Origin of the sequence: Myroides gitamensis (genome assembly GCF_029894455.1) — a bacterium.
Taxonomy (GTDB): domain Bacteria; phylum Bacteroidota; class Bacteroidia; order Flavobacteriales; family Flavobacteriaceae; genus Flavobacterium; species Flavobacterium odoratum.
On the sequence record NZ_JARYHN010000001.1, the window covers coordinates 458,868 to 477,558 of the forward strand.

Annotated in this window: 17 protein-coding genes and 1 pseudogene; 10 read left to right on the forward strand and 8 right to left on the reverse strand. The window is 35.1% G+C overall.

Features of this window, described 5'->3' with window-relative positions; all coding sequences use genetic code 11:
• The first annotated feature begins 27 nt into the window (after window positions 1-27).
• The 3 genes from M2306_RS02065 to M2306_RS02075 all read left to right on the forward strand — a co-directional run bounded on the left by M2306_RS02065 (window position 28) and on the right by M2306_RS02075 (window position 5,503).
• Window positions 28-3,147 carry a SusC/RagA family TonB-linked outer membrane protein gene (locus M2306_RS02065; protein WP_259189028.1) on the forward strand — a complete coding sequence of 1,040 codons (3,120 nt, stop codon included), beginning with the start codon at window positions 28-30 and terminating at the stop codon, window positions 3,145-3,147.
• A 9-nt stretch (window positions 3,148-3,156) separates the two neighbouring features.
• Window positions 3,157-4,824: a SusD/RagB family nutrient-binding outer membrane lipoprotein gene (locus tag M2306_RS02070; RefSeq protein WP_259189027.1), complete on the forward strand. Its 1,668-nt coding sequence runs from the start codon at window positions 3,157-3,159 to the stop codon at window positions 4,822-4,824.
• A gap of 175 nt (window positions 4,825-4,999) precedes the next feature.
• Window positions 5,000-5,503 (forward strand): DUF2199 domain-containing protein, encoded by a 504-nt coding sequence (locus tag M2306_RS02075; protein WP_259189026.1) that lies wholly within the window; start codon window positions 5,000-5,002, stop codon window positions 5,501-5,503.
• A gap of 130 nt (window positions 5,504-5,633) precedes the next feature.
• Here the strand turns inward: M2306_RS02075 and M2306_RS02080 are convergent, their stop codons facing one another.
• The gene (locus M2306_RS02080) at window positions 5,634-6,155 is read right to left on the reverse strand and encodes a hypothetical protein (protein ID WP_498882739.1); all 522 of its coding nucleotides are present in this window, start codon (window positions 6,153-6,155) and stop codon (window positions 5,634-5,636) included.
• A 396-nt stretch (window positions 6,156-6,551) separates the two neighbouring features.
• On the opposite strand from M2306_RS02080, the gene M2306_RS02085 reads away from it, so the two are divergent.
• Entirely contained in the window at window positions 6,552-6,752 is a 201-nt protein-coding gene (locus M2306_RS02085) for a hypothetical protein (RefSeq protein ID WP_002986158.1), read from the forward strand.
• 285 nt (window positions 6,753-7,037) lie between these two features.
• Window positions 7,038-7,598 (forward strand): helix-turn-helix domain-containing protein, encoded by a 561-nt coding sequence (locus M2306_RS02090; protein WP_259189024.1) that lies wholly within the window; start codon window positions 7,038-7,040, stop codon window positions 7,596-7,598.
• Window positions 7,599-7,619: 21 nt separating this feature from the next.
• Here the strand turns inward: M2306_RS02090 and M2306_RS02095 are convergent, their stop codons facing one another.
• The 4 genes and pseudogenes from M2306_RS02095 to porX all read right to left on the reverse strand — a co-directional run bounded on the left by M2306_RS02095 (window position 7,620) and on the right by porX (window position 11,235).
• Window positions 7,620-7,994, reverse strand: a complete 375-nt coding sequence (locus M2306_RS02095; RefSeq protein WP_115090937.1) for a DUF4258 domain-containing protein — start codon at window positions 7,992-7,994, stop codon at window positions 7,620-7,622.
• Between the two features lie 62 nt (window positions 7,995-8,056).
• Window positions 8,057-9,253, reverse strand: coding sequence for an alanine dehydrogenase (locus M2306_RS02100; RefSeq protein WP_115090935.1), 1,197 nt, complete (start codon window positions 9,251-9,253; stop codon window positions 8,057-8,059).
• Between the two features lie 10 nt (window positions 9,254-9,263).
• Window positions 9,264-9,680 (reverse strand): tRNA (adenosine(37)-N6)-threonylcarbamoyltransferase complex ATPase subunit type 1 TsaE, encoded by a 417-nt coding sequence (tsaE, locus tag M2306_RS02105; protein ID WP_259189023.1) that lies wholly within the window; start codon window positions 9,678-9,680, stop codon window positions 9,264-9,266.
• A pseudogene (gene porX, locus M2306_RS02110) lies at window positions 9,681-11,235 on the reverse strand (T9SS response regulator signal transducer PorX). It lies immediately after the preceding gene.
• Between the two features lie 167 nt (window positions 11,236-11,402).
• Between porX and M2306_RS02115 the strand changes: the two are divergent.
• The 4 genes from M2306_RS02115 to M2306_RS02130 all read left to right on the forward strand — a co-directional run bounded on the left by M2306_RS02115 (window position 11,403) and on the right by M2306_RS02130 (window position 15,386).
• Complete coding sequence (locus M2306_RS02115) at window positions 11,403-12,398, forward strand: glycosyltransferase family 2 protein (protein ID WP_259189022.1); 996 nt, start codon at window positions 11,403-11,405, stop codon at window positions 12,396-12,398.
• An 11-nt stretch (window positions 12,399-12,409) separates the two neighbouring features.
• On the forward strand, window positions 12,410-13,009 hold the full coding sequence (gene coaE, locus M2306_RS02120) for a dephospho-CoA kinase (protein ID WP_115090926.1): 600 nt from the start codon (window positions 12,410-12,412) through the stop codon (window positions 13,007-13,009).
• A 61-nt stretch (window positions 13,010-13,070) separates the two neighbouring features.
• Window positions 13,071-14,657, forward strand: a complete 1,587-nt coding sequence (locus tag M2306_RS02125; RefSeq protein WP_115090918.1) for a sensor histidine kinase — start codon at window positions 13,071-13,073, stop codon at window positions 14,655-14,657.
• Window positions 14,658-14,666: 9 nt separating this feature from the next.
• Complete coding sequence (locus M2306_RS02130) at window positions 14,667-15,386, forward strand: response regulator transcription factor (protein WP_002986137.1); 720 nt, start codon at window positions 14,667-14,669, stop codon at window positions 15,384-15,386.
• Between the two features lie 155 nt (window positions 15,387-15,541).
• Here the strand turns inward: M2306_RS02130 and M2306_RS02135 are convergent, their stop codons facing one another.
• From M2306_RS02135 to M2306_RS02145, 3 genes are read right to left on the reverse strand one after another with little or no spacing between them, the layout of a single operon-like run.
• On the reverse strand, window positions 15,542-16,480 hold the full coding sequence (locus M2306_RS02135; protein WP_002986135.1) for a LysR family transcriptional regulator: 939 nt from the start codon (window positions 16,478-16,480) through the stop codon (window positions 15,542-15,544).
• A 43-nt stretch (window positions 16,481-16,523) separates the two neighbouring features.
• Window positions 16,524-17,135 (reverse strand): DUF8845 family protein, encoded by a 612-nt coding sequence (locus tag M2306_RS02140; RefSeq protein ID WP_115090915.1) that lies wholly within the window; start codon window positions 17,133-17,135, stop codon window positions 16,524-16,526.
• Window positions 17,136-17,151: 16 nt separating this feature from the next.
• Window positions 17,152-17,649: an RNA polymerase sigma factor gene (locus M2306_RS02145; RefSeq protein ID WP_002986131.1), complete on the reverse strand. Its 498-nt coding sequence runs from the start codon at window positions 17,647-17,649 to the stop codon at window positions 17,152-17,154.
• Window positions 17,650-18,040: 391 nt separating this feature from the next.
• Here M2306_RS02145 and M2306_RS02150 point away from each other — a divergent pair, with 391 nt between their 5' ends.
• On the forward strand, window positions 18,041-18,691 hold the full coding sequence (locus M2306_RS02150) for a succinate dehydrogenase cytochrome b subunit (RefSeq protein ID WP_002986129.1): 651 nt from the start codon (window positions 18,041-18,043) through the stop codon (window positions 18,689-18,691).

Sequence of the window (18,691 nt, forward strand, 5' to 3'; positions counted from 1 at the left end):
TGGTGAGGAAACTAATCAAAAGATACAATGAATTCAAAATTAAGGTATTACTTTCTCTGTTTGTGTTGCTTATTTATTCAGTTTGCACACGCACAAGAGAAAGAACTTGCAGGAACGGTAACAGAAGGCGGCATGCCTTTGCCAGGGGTAACGGTTTTAATTCAGGGAACTCAACAAGGAGTTCAGACGGATTTAGATGGAAAATACACCCTAAAAGTAAAACAAGGGGATGTACTTGTATTTTCATTCATCGACATGAAAGAGGTAAAATACAAGGTAACCAACTCAAGTGTTTTTAATGTTGAAATGACAGCAGAGGAAAACATGCTTGAAGCGGTTGTTGTCACAGCTTTAGGAATCAAAAGAGACAAGAAAAAACTAGGGTATTCTTCCCAAGAAGTAAAAGGGGAAACGTTAGCTGGTGCTGGAGAATCTAATGCGGTAAATGCGCTCTCAGGAAATGTGGCGGGTTTACAAGTAACGGCTCCATCGACGATGGGAGGTTCTACTCGTATTGTATTACGCGGTGTGAAATCTGTAGTCGGAAATAACCAACCTTTAATTGTTATTGATGGAATTCCGCTTGATAATAGCAATTTTGCCGATACGAATATGCAAAGAGGCGCAGGTGGACGCGATTATGGGGATGGATCTGCAGATATTAATCCAGATGATATCGAGTCTGTAACAGTCTTAAAAGGTGGGCCTGCTTCAGCACTCTATGGCAATAGGGGAGGAAATGGCGTAATCATTTATACCACCAAGTCCGCTAAAAATGGTCGAACTGTAATTGAGTTTAATTCAGGGCTAGCCTTTGAATCCGTTAATATCATGCCTCGATTGCAAACGCAATACGGAGGGGGATCAACGGATACATTTAGAAAACAAGATATTAACGGAAAGACCTACAATATTTCAGAGTATATTCTAGATGAAAGCTGGGGGCATAAATTGGACGGAACTCCCTATCTTCCTTGGTATGCGTTTGATCCTGAATTTGAACAAGACTACATGAAAGAAGTGCCATGGGTCAAGGCAAAAAATGATGTGAAATCCTTTTTTAATACGGGAGTAACGTATAACCAATCCGTGTCTATTGCCAAATCCTTCAAAGAAAGCAATATCAGGATGTCTTTCAACAACAACGTAACGGAAGGTATTGTTCCGAATTCAAAACTACAACGCAATAATTTTACATTGAATGCTTCAACACAACTTAGTGAACAGTTAAAAGCGGAAACCAATATCAATTATGTGTATACAAAAGGGTTTAACCGCCCAGAAATTGGGTACGGAGATAATTCGGTTGCGGAACGATTTTTTCAATGGGGACAGCGACAGTTGGATTTCAATAAACTCAAAGATTATAAATTAGCCAATGGAAGTCAACGTTCTTGGAATCGAACGGCTTGGGATAATGGAATGCCCGCTTATTCGGATAACCCGTATTGGGTAGTCTATGAGAATACAGCACAAGATGTACGAAATAGACTGTTCGGAAACGTAAAACTAACGTATAATTTTACCGATAATCTATATGTCGTAGGAACGGTATATGGTGATCGCTATGATCTGAGCATAGAAGAACGCGTAGCTGTTGGATCTCAAAGTATACCTTCTTTTCAAGTAACGAAACGAAACGTTTCAGAATACAATTACGAAGGTCGATTGCATTATGATGCTCAATTTAACGAGATTGGATTCAATGCCTTTGTCGGTGTAAATAGAAGCGAAAAACGCAATGATTTTGTGCGTGGGGAGAGTGTAGGTGGACTAAACTTACCTAACCTATATAACTTGGATAACAGTGTTTCAGCTGCCAAAGCAACAAATAGGTTTATTCATTCTCGTACCAATTCTGTTTTTGGATCGGCTAGTGTGAATTATCGTGAATTTGCCTTTCTAGAAGGAACTGTACGTACGGATTGGTTTTCAACAGTCAAGCAATCGGTAACTTATCCTTCTTTGACAGGAACGTTTATCTTTTCTAATGTACTCAGTGATGTGGATTGGTTGAGTTTTGGTAAAATTCGCTTAGGTTGGGCACAAGTAGGAAATGATACGGATCCTTACAGAACCAATGATTATTATAGGTTGAATGGACCATTCTTAGATCAACCAACGTACGTACTAGAAAATACAGCCAATAATCCCGACTTAAAACCAGAGTTGATGACAACCAAAGAAATTGGCTTGGAAGCGGCTTTTCTCAATAATCGCATCGGATTTGAAGTGTCTTACTATGAAATTAATACCCAAGATTTAATTACTAGAGTACAATATGACGCCGCTACTGGGTTTTCCTATCGATGGATGAATGCCGGAGATATGAGAAATAGAGGAATTGAAGCAACGGTCAATGTAACTCCAATTCAAACAACTGATTTTTCATGGCAAGTCACCTGGAACATAGCAAAAAATAAAAATACGTTAACCCGATTGGCAGAAGGAGTAGAATCCGTAGAAATTGCTAGAGCCCCTTTTCGAGTTTCCCTACAAGGAAAAATAGGAGAAACGTATGGGCAAATCTATGGAACCGACTATGTCTATGACGATCATGGAAATAAGAAAATTGGAGCGGATGGATTGTATTTAGCCTCAGAGGTAAAAGCTTTGGGCTCGTATTTACCAGATTATAATATGGGAATCCGAAATAGTTTTCGCTATAAGAACCTCAATATAGGGATACTAATTGATATGCAAAAAGGAGGAAAGTATTTCTCCACAACGCATATGTATGGGATGTATTCTGGTATGTTGGAGGAAACGGCTGCAGATAATATTCGAGAAACAGGTTTGATATTGGATGGAGTAAAAGAAGATGGAACGCGTAATGATCAAGTAATTAGTGCTATTGATTGGGCAAAAGGATATAACTCTACCGTAGATAGGCAAAATGTTTTTGATGCAGATTATGTCAAGTTGAGAGAAATAACGCTAGGATACGATTTACCAACCAAATGGTTAGGGCCTTTTAAAGGGATTACACTCTCGTTATATGCACGCAATCTCTTTACCTGGAACCTCGCTTGGAAAGGGATGGATCCTGAAATGGCCTCGTATGGAAGTGGGAATATTCAAGCAATTGAAGGGGCATCTCTGCCTTCTACAAGAAGCTATGGGATGAATGTCAAATTTAAAATATAATTGAAGCACATGAAAAAATATATCATTCAAGTTGTATTAGCGATGAATCTTATCCTGTGCATAAGTTGTGATAAGGATTTGGACAATATCAATGTGAATCCAAATCAACCTTTAGAAGTGACAACCAATGGATTGTTTAACAATACCAATAAGGAATTGATGACTCGAACAAGAAGAGGAATGCCTTCTGGGCGTATGGCTCTACCTTGGATTCAATATTCGGCTCAAAGAAATTATACCGCAGAAGATCGCTATTTATTTAGAGGGGAAGTGAATAATAGTTTATATACGGATCTCTTTTTAGCGGTAAAAGGATATAAACAAATTATAGATATTGTAAAGAACCCTGCCAATACAGCTAAAGTAGCTACTTATGGGGATCCTGCGAACCAATTGGCCGCAGCGCGTATTATGATCGCCTATGTACAATTGCAATTGGTCGATATGTATGGGGATGTTCCTTATTATTCGTATGCTACAAAAGATCCCGATTTTCAGGCCATGACCTTGGGAACAGACCAAGAAATAACAACGCCTAAGTTTGCTCCTCAAGAGAAGATTTATACGGATCTGATGAACGAACTGAAGGAAGCGGCAACATCCATCAACATGGAAGCTACGAATGTCTTTAATACTGGAGATTTTTTATTCGGTTCTCCTCTGAAGTTAAAGAAATTTGCGAATTCACTGCGCTTGAGAATTGCCAATCGCGTGAAGGAAGTCATTCCAAGTGCAAAAATGCATATTGCTGAATTAACTGCGGATCCAACAAGTTTGATGCAATCCAATGAAGATAATGTTGGACAAAAATTTCAAAATGATCCAGTGAACCCCGCGCCTTTTTATTTTGATGCTTTTATTTCCAGAAGAAATGACTTTTCACCAACGAATACGTTTGTTGAATTACTAAAGGGAGAAACAAAAACGACACATGCAAATCCTTTTGCCAATATGCTGGATCCTAGATTATTCAAAATGGTTGCGCCAATTAGTCAGCTTGTGAAAGATGACGCCGGAAAAGAAACAGAAGTAACCTTGGCCTTTTATTATGATGCTTCTAAGCCTGAACCGAGTGTGGAAAAAAATGATTACGTGGAGCGTACGCCTGATTTCTATACGGGTATGCCTATTGGAATTATTGATGCCTATACAGGAAGTCAAGCCGACTACGCTTGTCAATTTGGAGGGATTATATATAAAGCGGATTATACCGAAATACTAATGGAATACGCCGAAGTAGCTTTTATATTGGCGGAACTCGGTGTGGATCCACAAGAGAACTATACCAATGGAATTAAGGCTTCGATGCAAAAATGGAATGTAGCAGCTACTGATATTGATGCTTATTTAGCACAAGGCGTAGTTGTAAATCAAGAAACCATACTCACACAAAAATACATTGCTTTATTTTTACAACCGTATGAAGCATGGGCCGAATATAGAAGAACAAAATATCCTAAAACATTGTTGTTCCCCGGGCAAAGCCATGAGCTAATTGCACCAGGGCCTCAACAACAAACCGATTATACATTCACACCTGCCAATGGATTGACTGATTTACCAGAACGAGTTACCTATCCAACAGATTTGAATCTCGTTAATAAAGTAAATAAAGATGCGGCAGCAGCAAGAATAGGAGGGGATCTCATGAATTCTAAATTAATCTGGGCACAATAATTTTTTTTTGTTAACTGAAAATGGATACTCTTTTTAGCGTATCCATTTTTTTTGGAATCAGAAGATAGTCAGCCGTAACTTGAATACAAACAGGGTTTATTCTGCTATTCAATTTAAGTCATTCATCAAAAACAAACAAAGCATCCTAAAAAAACGTAATATTGTAAATAAAAAAATGAAGTATACGTGTGAAAATTGTGGACAAGAACATGAAGATTGGCCTGCATTAGTCTATCCAACGCCTTTGAGTTATGCACAATTGACAGAAGAAGAAAAAGAAGATGCGGAAGTAACCAGCGATTTTTGTGCCATTATTAATCCAGAACATACGTACTATTTTATCCGTGTTGTCCTGATTCAAACGGTAGCAGATGCATGTCAAGATTTAGACTATGGCGTTTGGGTTTCACTCAGTGAAACAAGCTTCAAAGAATACTATGAAAATTTCGAAAATAAAGCATTCAAAACGACCTATTTTGGATGGCTCAATAACCATATTGCTCCCTATCCATTTACAATTTGTATGGAAGTTGGGGTTAATGTAGAAGTAGATAATGAAAGAGGTCGCCCGTTTATTTACCTGCATCAAAAGGAAAATAATGATCTTGTTCGCGATATATACAGTGGAATTAGCTTAGAGGAAGCGACAAACCGAATTCAGGCTGCTCTAGGGAATTAAAAAGAAAACATGAAGCTTTGTTCTAATAATCGAATTAGAAGCTAACAAACTCTCGTAAAACAAAAAAACCTATCCTAACAGCTCGTTGTTTAGAGCGGTTAGGATAGGTTTTTTTTATTGAATTATTTTTTTAAAACGAAAGCTTGATGATGCGATCCAAGTGTTTTTTATTGATATCTGTTGGAGCTGCATTGTACAACTCTAATTTTAAAAGGGAAACAATAGCAAAAAAATCTGTAGCTAAGACTTTATAATACCCTTCAAAATCCTTTTCGGTTTTATCCGCAAGCAGCTTGATCTTTTTGCTTTCTTCCATTAAATTTCCAACACATAGTAAGATTTGATCAAAAGTCTCTGTAGAGGTATGCATCTGTAAAAAACCAAATTCAAAAAGCAAATCTTGCAAGCTGTTTACTTCTCGCTCCAAGGTTTTATCATGACTCAAATGCAGCGTTAGTTTTTCCTTTTGTAAAATAGTATTCAATTGCGTTAAGAAATGAAAGAAAACTTCCTGTTTCTTTTCAAAGACCATGAGGTTTCGCTCTCTTGATTCCTCGCTTTTCGTTTGCCCTTGTAAAAGTAAAACGGTAATAATAGCAGTAATGACTACACCTAATAAGGTACCAAAAAATTGTGCAGGTAAAGAAGTCACTCAGCTCGAAAATTTCAAAAGTAACGGCAGTAATTAAGAATATAATCGTTAAAATAAGCACAGCGCCACGCGAAAAATTTGATTTTAACTTCATTGTCAAAGGTTTGAATAGGTGATACTAAATTGAAATGTTAAGGGATTAAAGTACAACTTATTTTGAATTTAGGTACGACTTTTTTACGATTACACGCGTATAAGTAAGTGGAATTTTAGTATTCCTAATAAATAGGACTTATTTTTATACTTCGTATAATAAGTCTTGTTTTTTTACGTTTAATAGAGGTGTTTAGCCTAAAAACATGAAGTATTAAAAAAATATTAAAATATAGGCTGTAAACTTGATTTGAATAAAAAAAGAAGTATGTTTATACAGAGTAAGATTTAAAATATAGAGTTATGAAAACAAGAATAATGTTGAACTATGCAACGACTATCTTAGAGAGTGTTAGTTTTGACTCGAAATTGTTTTATAAAGAGTTACAAAAAGCATTAAATCATTTAGTGCCTTATGATGTTGAACAATTAGGAAAGTGGGTGAGCAGCTTTGTGCAAGAAAAGCCAGAATTAAGCGATTCACTACATTTATTATCCGTATAAAAAAAGAGCTATCTCTCAGAGATAGCTCTTTTTTTATGTTCATTTTCATGGTAGCTGAGGAGGGATTCTTAGATTCAGCTCCTTTTCTCTATCTTTGAGAGTAAAATGAACCGTAAAATGAAAATATATTCCAATATAATAAACAGGACGAGGTTAATGTTCTTAGCAAATAAGGAGCATCATGACTCTTGTGTTGAGTCAAGCAAGACTAAAAAAAAGAGTAATGAAGGTACGAGTTACAGCGTACAACAGATAACTTACAAACCAGTAAAAGCGTAAACAAAGATGAAATTATATGTAAAAAATATGGTTTGTCATCGTTGTATATTAGCTGTAGAGCAGATTTTACAAGGAATGAACCATACAGCTGTTGCCATTCATTTAGGAGAAGTAGAATTACAAGAACAATTGACTGAGGCAGAAGTACAACAGTTGAGTCAAAAATTTGAGGAAATTGGATTTGAACTACTCAATGACAAAGAACGTCAGGTGGTTACTCAAGTTAAATCCTTGTTGATTGGGTTATTGCAATCAGATCAATTGGCATTAGAAACTCCTTTATCCGCCTATTTATCTGCGCAATTAAATAAAGATTACTTGTATTTGACACAGCTTTTCTCTCAAATTGAATCAACGACAATTGAACAATACTTCATTCATCTCAAGATTGAAAAAGTAAAAGAACTACTAATTCATGATGAGTTAACGCTGAAAGAAATTGCTTTTCAATTAAATTACAGCAGTGTAGCGCATTTGAGTACACAGTTTAAAAAGATAACGGGTATGACGCCTACAGCATTTAAGCAAGTAACGCCATCCCATCGAATACAAATAGATCCAGTATAAAAAGACAAAAGCCCTAAAAAATTAGGGCTTTGTTATATCTAAAAGTTTGATTTTATCATCGTAATTGACAATCTTAATTGTAATCGGGTCATTGTTGGCATTACGACCAGTGATGACATAAAGTTTACCTTTTTCAAAATCAACATTACTTTGATCAAAGTCTACTTTGCCATATTGTAGTGATTTTCGAATATCATCTTCTACAACCCAACCTTCTTTTAATTTAAATTCTGCGTCTGAACTATATTGAACAGGCTTGCTTCTCAAGTCTTTCAATACTCTACAATTTGGTAAATAACAAAACTCTGTTTTCTTTTCTCCAAAAAAGTAAAATAAAAACATGCAGCCAATTAAAAGGCCAAACAAATAATACGCAAGTCTTTGTATAAAACTCATTTCTTTAAAATTTGTACAAAAGTAGCAATATAGCGTTGTAAAACTAAATAATTGGCAAAAAATTAGAACGCAAAAAGTCGAATGTCTTTGTAATCTAAATTGAACCAATCTGCAACCACCTTATTTGTGATTAACCCTTTATACGTATAGATACCAGATTTTAAGACATTATCTGTGAATACGGTACCTTCGAGGCTACCATTGTCAGCAAAATCTAATAAAAAAGGAGTAATGACATTGCTAACCGCCATGGAAGCGGTTTTACAATAGCGCGAAGTAATATTGGGAACGCCATAATGAATGACTTCAAATTTTCGTTTGATTGGATGTTCATGCGTCGTCAATTCAGAAGTTTCAAAACATCCGCCATTGTCAATTGCCACATCAATGATTACGGCATCTTTTTTCATGCTTTCTACCATGGTTTGCGTTACGACAATTGGCGATCGATTTTTACCGCGAATAGCACCAATAACAACATCACATCGCATTAGCGCTTTCAAAAGAATCTTATCTTGAATTGTAGACGTAGAAACAGGAAAGGGAAGGTTATTCTGTAAACGTCTTAATTTTTGAATGGAATTGTCAAAAATACGAACGTTGGCTCCCATACTGATGGCCGTTTTAGCAGCATATTCCGCTACAATTCCCGCACCTAAAATCACAACTTCTGTAGGAACTACTCCTGTGATATTCCCCATTAATAACCCTTTTCCATTATTGGTTGTCGTCATTAATTCAGAGGCAATTTGGATGGATGCGATTCCCGCAATTTCACTTAAAATACTAGTGGCAGGAAAAGAACCGTGTTTATCTTGAATGAATTCAAAGCCAATTGCGGAGATTTTCTTCTTCGCTAAAGCTTTAAAGTAAGTAGGATCTAAGGTTTTTAATTGGATGGTGGACCACAATACACTATGCGGTGTCATGAGTTTAATTTCTTCCAGGGTAGGAGGAACCACTTTCACTACAATAGGGCAGCCAAATACCTTTTTGGGGTCTGTTGTAATTTCAGCCCCTGCTTTGCTATATTCTAAATCACTATAACTAGAAGCCTCTCCAGCTCCTTTTTCAATTAATACGCGATGTCCATAGGCATGTAGGGTTTGCACAGCCTCAGGGGTGATGCAAATTCTCTTTTCAACCTTGAAATTTTCTTTAGGCACGCCAATGAACAATTCTCCTTTGCGCGGCTCTACAAGCAAGCACTCCTCTTGAGGCATCAAGGTTTTTTTAGAAAAAGGATACATTTTGGACATAGGTTTTTAGTTAAGCATTCGTAAGCGTTAATTTTCTTTTTAGCGTATCTAAGATAGCGATTTCTATCGTGCAGTGATTGTCTGGAATTAAATTGGGCGTTTTGTCTGGCCATTCAATAAAACACCAATCTCCACTATATAGATATTCCTCAAATCCAAAGTCATACGCCTCTTCTTCTTCCTCTAAACGATACAAGTCGAAGTGGTATAAAGAAGTATTGGAATCAGGGATGTTATAGGCATTGACGATAGAGAAAGTTGGGCTACTTGTCATTTCTGTGATACCCAATTGTTTCGCTAAAGCCTTAATAAAAGTCGTCTTTCCAGCTCCCATAGGAGCCTGAAATAATACAATTTTATGGGTTAATAAAGGTAATACTTGAGCCGCAATGCTATCAATTTCTTCAAGCTGATAAGTGAATTCCATTTATTTAGGGTTTAATATGATAAAAGGAACAATCATTTCTTCTAGCGATATACCTCCATGTTGATAGGTATTTCTAAAATAAGATACATAATGGTTGTAATTATTTTGATACGCCAAGAAACAATCATTCTTTGCAAAAATAAAGGAACTACTTAGATTTATAGCGGGTAGCTGAATCTTTTTAGGATCTTTCACCATATAGACATCTTTCTTTTCGAACGTTAAGCTCTTCCCTGTTTTATAACGAAGATTTAAACTCGTGTTCTTATCGCCTATAACCTTAGAAGGCGTATTGCAATTGATGGTGCCGTGATCCGTAGTGATAATGAGTTTAAAACCTGCTTGTTGGGCTTGCTGAATAACATCGAGTAAGCTCGAGTTTTTAAACCAACTAGTTGTCAGTGAACGATATGCTTTATCATTGGATGCTAGTTCTTTAATAACTTCCATTTCTGTTTTAGCATGTGAAAGCATATCAACAAAATTATAGACAATCGTAATGAGTTGATTGTGTTTAATTGCATTGAAATTATCAACTAATTTACGGCCATCTTTTTGCCCGACAATCTTAAAATACTCATTGGGGATAGTTAGACGCAAGCGCTGTAATTGCGCTTGTAAAAAGTCATTCTCATGTAAGTTTTTCCCACCGTCATCCGTATCATTCTTCCACCAACTTGGATGCATTTGCTCCATCTGTAAAGGTGTTAACCCAGAAAAAATAGCATTTCTAGCATATTGCGTTGTTGTGGGTAAAATAGAGAAAAACGTATGTTCCGTTTCGATTTTATAGTGATTTGATACAATGGGTTCAAAAGAGCGCCATTGGTCATATCTCATGTTATCTATAACGAGGAATAAAACTTTATTATTCTCTTTTTTTAGTTCAGGAACCACCCATTTCTTAAAAATCTCATGTGAAAAAGTAGGACGATCGGAAGTAGAATTAATCCATGTCTCGTATTTCTTCTCAATAAATTTACCGAATAGACTATTGGCTTCACTTTTCTGACCTTCTAAGATATTGATTAGATTTTGATCCTCAATATCTTCGAGTTTACTTTCCCAAAACAACAGCTTGCGATAAAGCGAAATCCAGTCTTCATAAGTATTGATAGCCATCAAGTCCATCGCAATATTGCGAAATTCCTTTTGATAACTTAAAGACGATTTTTCAGAGACAATTCGAGAATCGTCTAGGTTCTTTTTTAAACATAAAAGAATCTGATTGGGGTTGACAGGCTTGATTAGATAATCCGCAATTTTAGCACCAATAGCTTCTTCCATGATATATTCTTCCTCGCTTTTTGTGATCATCACAACAGGAAGACTATTTTTAATGCTTTTGATTTCGTTTAACGTCTCTAACCCCGTTAAACCTGGCATGTTTTCATCAAGGAAGACAATGTCAAAATGATGTTGATTGACGAGTTCAATCGCATCAGCTCCATTTGTGGCAGTTGTAACAGCGTAGATTTTTTTTTTCTAAAAAGAGAATATGCGGTTTTAATAGATCAATTTCATCATCAACCCAGAGTATATTAATTGCATTCATATAATAAAAGTTCAACTATTTAAATCCATTACAGTAGGCTGTAACAGTTTTTATTTTGAAATATTACAGTTTATAACGTAAAAATTATAAATATATATATAAATATAGGGAGTAAATTTTGTATTCCAATTTAGGAAGCGATATTTTTGTAGTTATTTAAGAAGTTAATGTATTACTCATTTATTATTCCTGTTTACAATCGACCCGATGAAACAGATGAATTGTTGGCTAGTTTAACCAAGCAAACTTTTCAAGGCAACTTTGAGGTGGTAATTGTAGAAGATGGATCAGCTGTTGATTCAAGAGCTATCGTGGAAAAATACCAAGATCAACTGGATATATCGTATTATTACAAAAGTAATTCGGGTCCTGGAGATTCTAGAAATTACGGCATGCGAAAAGCAAAAGGAGATTATTACATTATCTTAGATTCGGATTGTATCATACCAGAAGAGTATTTGCGTGTGGTTGATCAGTACTTACAAGAAAAATACGTCGATTGTTTTGGAGGGCCTGATCGCGCATTGTCTAGTTTTACAGAAGTGCAAAAAGCTATTAATTTTGCCATGACTTCATTTTTGACTACTGGAGGAATACGCGGTGGATCGGAACGACTTAGTAAGTTTCAACCCCGTAGTTTTAATATGGGAATTTCTAAAAAAGCCTTTTTAGCATCTGAGGGATTCGGTAAAATTCACCCGGGTGAAGATCCTGATCTTACGATTCGACTTTGGAATTTAGGATTTCAATCGGAGCTTTTTCCCGAAGCTTATGTGTATCACAAAAGGCGAATTGATTGGAAGAAATTTTTTGTACAAGTCAATAAATTTGGAAAAGCAAGACCGATTCTCAATCAACGATATCCAGAATATGCCAAAATGACGTATTGGTTTCCGAGTCTTTTTATCGGAGGACTTGTGGTAAGTCTTTTGTTCCTATTGGTCGGGTTTTATTCGCTTTTTTCTCTTTATTTATTATATTTTTTCTTTGTTTTTGTGATATCTTTGATGAAAGAAAAGAGTTTTAAGGTGTCGGTATTGTCAATTTGTGCTGTTTTTGTACAATTTTACGGGTATGGTATAGGTTTTGTTAAATCAAACTATATTTTATATATTTTAAGACGCAAACCTGAAGAAGGAATGCCTGAAATGTTTTTCAAATAACAACAAAGAAGATGAGTATTATTGTAGGTTTAACAGGTGGAATAGGCAGTGGAAAAACAACCGTTGCTAAATTGTTTCAAAAGCATGGGGTTCCCATTTATATTGCGGATGAACGGGCGCGATTGCTAATGGAACGCCCAGATGTCGTAGAGGCCGTACAACAAATATTTACAACCTCCGTTATTAATGAAAATGGATTGCTAGATCGCGCCAAAATCAAACAATTGGTTTTTGATAATAAAACACTGTTGGAGCAACTGAATCAGGTTGTACATCCCCGCGTTAAAAAAGATTTCGAAGATTGGCTGGAAGAACATAAAGACAGCCCTTTTGTCATCAAAGAAAGCGCCATATTGTTTGAGAGTGGTTTGGAAACAAGTTGTGATTTAGTTATTCTAGTTGTTGCACCAGAGGAGGTTAGAATTGAAAGAGTTATGGCACGTGATGGAGTTTCAAAAGACCAAGTACTAAAAATTATTGATAATCAAATGAAAGACGAGGAAAAGGTGGGAAGAAGTCAATATATAATTGAAAATAATAACAAAAAAACAATTGAAAGTGATATTATTACGATAATACGTGATATTAATTCAAAAAATCATTTAATTTAATCGGTTAATTTTATGTTAACTACTAGGGAATATACATTATTAATCATAATTTTGAATTGCGATGAATAAATTACGATTTAGAGTACTTGTCGGTATAATGAGTTTTTCATTGATTGGAATCATCATCGTACAATTATATTGGATTGTTAGTTCGTATAACAACAATGAGGAACAATTCAAGTACCATGTTCAACAGGTTATTGGAAATGTAGCAAATGCAATGGAACAAAATGAAGCCATGGAGTTCTACAAAATGTACAATGACTTGAAGGATAGTATTGGCGAACCGCCAAAACAAAGTGAATTAAAAGAGATCGTTTTTTATGAGCGCAATCCAAGAACAAATGAGTCGATATTTTACTCAAACACATTGGTTCTTGAAGATTTTAATTTGCGAAGCTCGTTCTTTGATAAAAGAGCCGATAGCACCAATATTAAAAGTTTTGTTGCTAGGCGAAAAACCGAAATCCACAAAGGAAGTTCCTTTGATAGAGGAGGGGATAATTTACACCAAAACTATCCAGATGAGGTAATTGAGAAATCAGGAAACCTCGGTGTGTTAGATAAAGCGCAATTTGAAATATATTTCAAAGATATTGTTGCACTAAAGCGAGTAGATGAGCGAATCTCAAAAGAAAAGCTAGATGAATTACTCGAAAATGAATTGCATCAATATGGAGTAAATGCCAAATACGAATTTGGTGTGTATAATAAAGGATTGGCAACGAAAATTAAGTCGGATGACTTCGAATACAGTGAAGGATCGACGTATGGAGTGCCAATTTTAAAGAATAATGATGGAAAAAGTAAGTATCATTTGTATGTTACGTTCCCAGAAAAAAGTAAATATTTATTTTCTTCTTTAATTGGGATTACATTTTTGTCTATCTTGTTTACAGTTGTGATTATTGCAGCTTATTTGAATGCGATTAATCAGTTGATTAAACAGAAGCAGATTTCAGAAATGAAAACAGACTTCATCAACAATATGACGCATGAGTTTAAGACGCCTATTGCAACGATTAACCTAGCGTTGGATGCTATTAAGAATCCAAAGGTGATAGGAAATCCCGAGATGGTTGAGCGGTACCTCAATATGATTCGGGAGGAAAACAAACGCATGCATGCACAAGTGGAAAACGTGCTTCGAATTTCAAAACTTGAAAAGAAAGAATTTGAGTCAGATAAAGAAGCAGTTGATATTCACGAGATTATTGAATCTGCCGTTGATCACGTCGGTTTAATTATCCAAGATAGAGGAGGAGAAATCAACCTACATCTTGATGCAAGAAGATCGGATATTTTAGGAAACGATTTTCACCTGACAAGTGTTATGGTTAACATGCTAGACAACGCGATTAAATACTCGAAAGAGAGACCTATTATTGATGTATATACAGAGAATATCAAAGATTTTATTTTGATAAAAGTAGTCGATCAAGGAGTAGGAATGAGTAAAAATGCACAAAAGAGAATTTTTGATAAATTCTATCGTGAACATACAGGAGACTTGCACGATGTGAAAGGACACGGATTAGGGCTGGCTTACGTTCAGCAGATCGTAGAAGATCACAACGCACAGGTATATGTTGAAAGTGAGAAAGGAAAAGGAAGTACGTTCATTATTAAAATGCCATTAATAAATTAATCAATATATATGGAAACAACAAACAACAAAAAGATTTTATTAGTAGAGGACGATCCAAACTTTGGAGCGATCTTGAAAGATTATTTAGCGATTAACGACTTTGAAGTTACGTTAGCTAAAAACGGAATGGAAGGTTTTGAAAAGTTTAAACGCGATACTTTTGACCTTTGTATTCTTGACGTCATGATGCCTTATAAAGACGGGTTTACTTTAGCCAAAGAAATTCGCGATAAAAACAAGGAAGTGCCTATTATTTTCTTAACTGCAAAATCGATGAAAGAGGATGTATTAAGAGGGTATAAAGTAGGAGCGGATGACTATTTAAATAAACCTTTTGATTCAGAGGTATTATTGATGAAAATCAAAGCGATTATTCACAGAAAAACATCTGAAGTTAAAACAGATAACACAAAATTTGAGTTCCAAATTGGTAAATTCCACTTGAACTCTAAATTGAGATTCTTGACTTTCCAAGATCAAGAGCCAATCAAGTTATCCCCAAAAGAAAATGAATTGCTTAAATTATTGGCAATTTATGAAAACGACTTGATGCCAAGAGAAGTTGCTTTAACGAAAATATGGAGAGATGATAACTATTTCACTTCTCGTAGTATGGACGTTTATATTGCAAAATTGAGAAAGTATTTAAAATTAGACGAAGCTGTTGAAATTTTAAATATCCACGGAGAAGGATTCCGTTTGGTAGTAAAAGGAGAAGGAGAAGAGTAATCTTTTCTTGAACAACATAAAAGGGAGTAAGATTTTTTCTTACTCCCTTTTTTATTTTATGATGAGGTTTTTTTCGTTTTTTGTGAAATCGTGAGGTTTGTTCTTTGCGTTTTGTAAGTACAAAATAACGACTTTACATCTTCATATCGATCTACTTATTTCTTTTTTGGGCTAATGATTTTTACATCTTGAAATGCGATTGCGCCGCGAATAATTCCCAATATAGTCTCGTGTAAGGCTTGAATAATTTGAAGCTTTAGATCATTTGTTGTGTGAATCAAACTAATCTCTCTAGCGGGTTGCGGAGAGGCAAACTGCATCAAATTACGTTGATCTTCTGTATTGAGCTGTAAGGTGTGTAAATACGGTAAAAGTGTATAGCCTAACCCTTCTTTAGATAATTGGATTAAGGTTTCGAAACTTCCACTTTCCAATGAAAAGGGACGATCTGTATCCGCACTTTTATTCTTGCAAATATTGATGATACCATCTCTAAAACAATGGCCATCTTGAAGCAATAAAAGCTTCTTTAAATCCAGTTGATCTGTCGTGAGTTTACCATCGAATTCCTGTTGGAAATGTTGGGGAATATAACCGACAAAAGGTTCGTAATAAAGTACCTTTTCACGAATATCTTCTAATTCCAAAGGTGTTGCTACAATAGCAGCATCAAGATACCCGCCGCGTAGTCGAGTGATAATTTCTTCTGTTGTATATTCCTCAATAATCAAATGTACTTTGGGATATTTTCCTACAAAAGATTTGATAAACATCGGAAGTAAAGTAGGGGTAACCGTGGGAATAATTCCCAGTTTAAATTCCCCACCGATGAATCCTTTTTCCTGATCAATAATATCTTTAATTCGATTCGATTCGTTGACTATTTTATGCGCTTGTTCAATGATAACAGCTCCAATGGCAGTCAATTGAATAGGTTTGGTTGTGCGATCAAAAATTTGAACACCTAATTCGTCTTCTAATTTTTGAATTTGCATGCTCAAAGTAGGTTGAGTTACAAACGATTTTTCTGCTGCGAGCGTAAAATTTTTGTGCTCCGCAACAGCCAAGGCATATAGTAATTGCGTGATAGTCATAACTTGAATGATGAAAGATAAAATGAGTATCCAAGATACGACATTAATCCTCTATCTTTTCAAGTTCTTGGTAATTTTTCATCAAGCGTTTGATTAAAATTCCATATACAACGCGGTAGTACAACCAGATGATTCCGAAGAAGATTAAAAATAAAAATAAGAATATACCAATAATAAAGATATAGTAAGACCATCCATGTGTAGGGTCGTTATCTGCAGTTAAAATGGTAATAGCTGCAAAAAGAGACAAGATGGAAATGATCGAAATATTAATTGCGATATAGTAATTAACCATTTTCTTCGTTTGAAGAATCTGTTTCATTAAATTTTTGGTATTATCTGCTACGCAAATTTTGCGATACTTGATGTAAAATGCAATAATGAATATCACGGAGATTAAACCGCTGACGTAATCAATATTATTGACGATAAATTCAAAAATTAGATTGTTGTTCCCTTTTAATTCACTGTCATCATTAAAGAGGAAAAAACTAGCCAAGTTTAAACCTAGAAATTCGATGACACTGATGATAAATATCCACATCACAATAGAAGATGATTTTTTGTGAATCATCCCACTAATCTCGTCCTTTGACACTTTTGGAAAGTTATGGTTGGCGTTCCAATGTTTTTTTAATAAGTCAAGTTCATCCATACTATATAGTGAATCCTTACGGATTTAATATTTTTTTTAATTTACTTTTAATTCGATTCATTTTTACTCGAGCATTGACCTCACTTATACCGAGTGTATCAGCAATCTCTTCATAGGTTTTGTTTTCGAGATACATGAAAACTAAGGCTTTGTCAATGTCATTCAATTGGTGAAGTGCTTGATACATCAATTTGAGTTGCTGTTCTTCTTCTTCGTTGTACTCCTGGTATTCAAAATGATGAATAATCGGATTATAGCTCGTCGTGGTGATTTGCCGGTTTTTCTTCCGGAAAAGTGAAATGGCAGTATTTAAACCAATTCTGTACGCCCAAGTTGTGAACTTGGATTCTCCTCTAAAACTAGGATAAGCTTTCCATAGTTGAATCGAAATTTCTTGAAACAAATCTTTATGAGCAGATTCTTCATCTGTATACAAGCGACAGATTTTATGGATGAGATTTTGGTTCTCTTCCAATAAAGATATAAACTCTTGCTCTACATTATTTTGCTTCATATTACAATTAGTTGACCAAATATGATATTTGTTACATTTTTAGGTAAAATATTTTTTTAATTTCATTTTTTCAAGATAACCATTTCTTTGGAAAGCCGATTCTTAAAATTTAAATAAATACTACGTTAATTTATAATCATTCTGTATTATTTGTAATACGTGTAAAACGAATCGGTTTTTTTAAAATTATTTAAAATAATTATTAAATTTAGTACAAAATAAAAGTATTTGATTGTATAAGTTGTAAAATACTGTCTATTTGGTGTTTTGTTTGTAATTGAGAAAAATAAAGCGTATTTAATTTTGGTATTATTTATGTGGTTATACTCAAGAAGCAAAGAAGGAAGGTTATTAGATGATTTAAAGGATTAATTATTAAAACAAAAATAAGATGAATACACTCTCAAGAAAGATTGTAATGGCAGGGACTGGGTTGTTTCTGTGTTTCTTTTTACTGATTCACTTTTTAGGGAATACACAGTTGTTTCTAGAACCTGAACATGCACAAGAAAGCTTTAATGCTTATTCTCATTTTTTAACTGGGAATCCCTTGGTAAAAGCCGTCTCTTATGTGCTTTATTTATCCATTTTAGGGCATGCTATTTATGCGTTAATCATTACCTCAAAGAACCAAAAAGCAGGAGGTAGTTACAAGCGCGATAATAGAGGGAGAGCCAGTAAATGGTATAGCCGAAATATGGGAGTATTAGGCGTAATTATCTTGATTTTCCTCGTACTGCACTTTCAAAACTTTTGGTACGTCTATAAATTTGGTGAGATAGGGCTAGACGCAAAGGGCAATAAAGACCTGTATACTGTTGTTGTTACGGCATTTCAGGAACTTTGGTTAGTTGTTGTTTATGTAATAGCGATGATTGCGCTTGCTTATCACTTAATTCACGGTATCACGAGCGGTGTTCGTACACTAGGGTTATTTCACCCTAAATACGTACGATGGATTAATGTATTCGGAATCGCGTATGCGGTTATCTTATGTGTTGGTTTCGCTTTAATGCCTATTTATATTTATATCACCCATTAA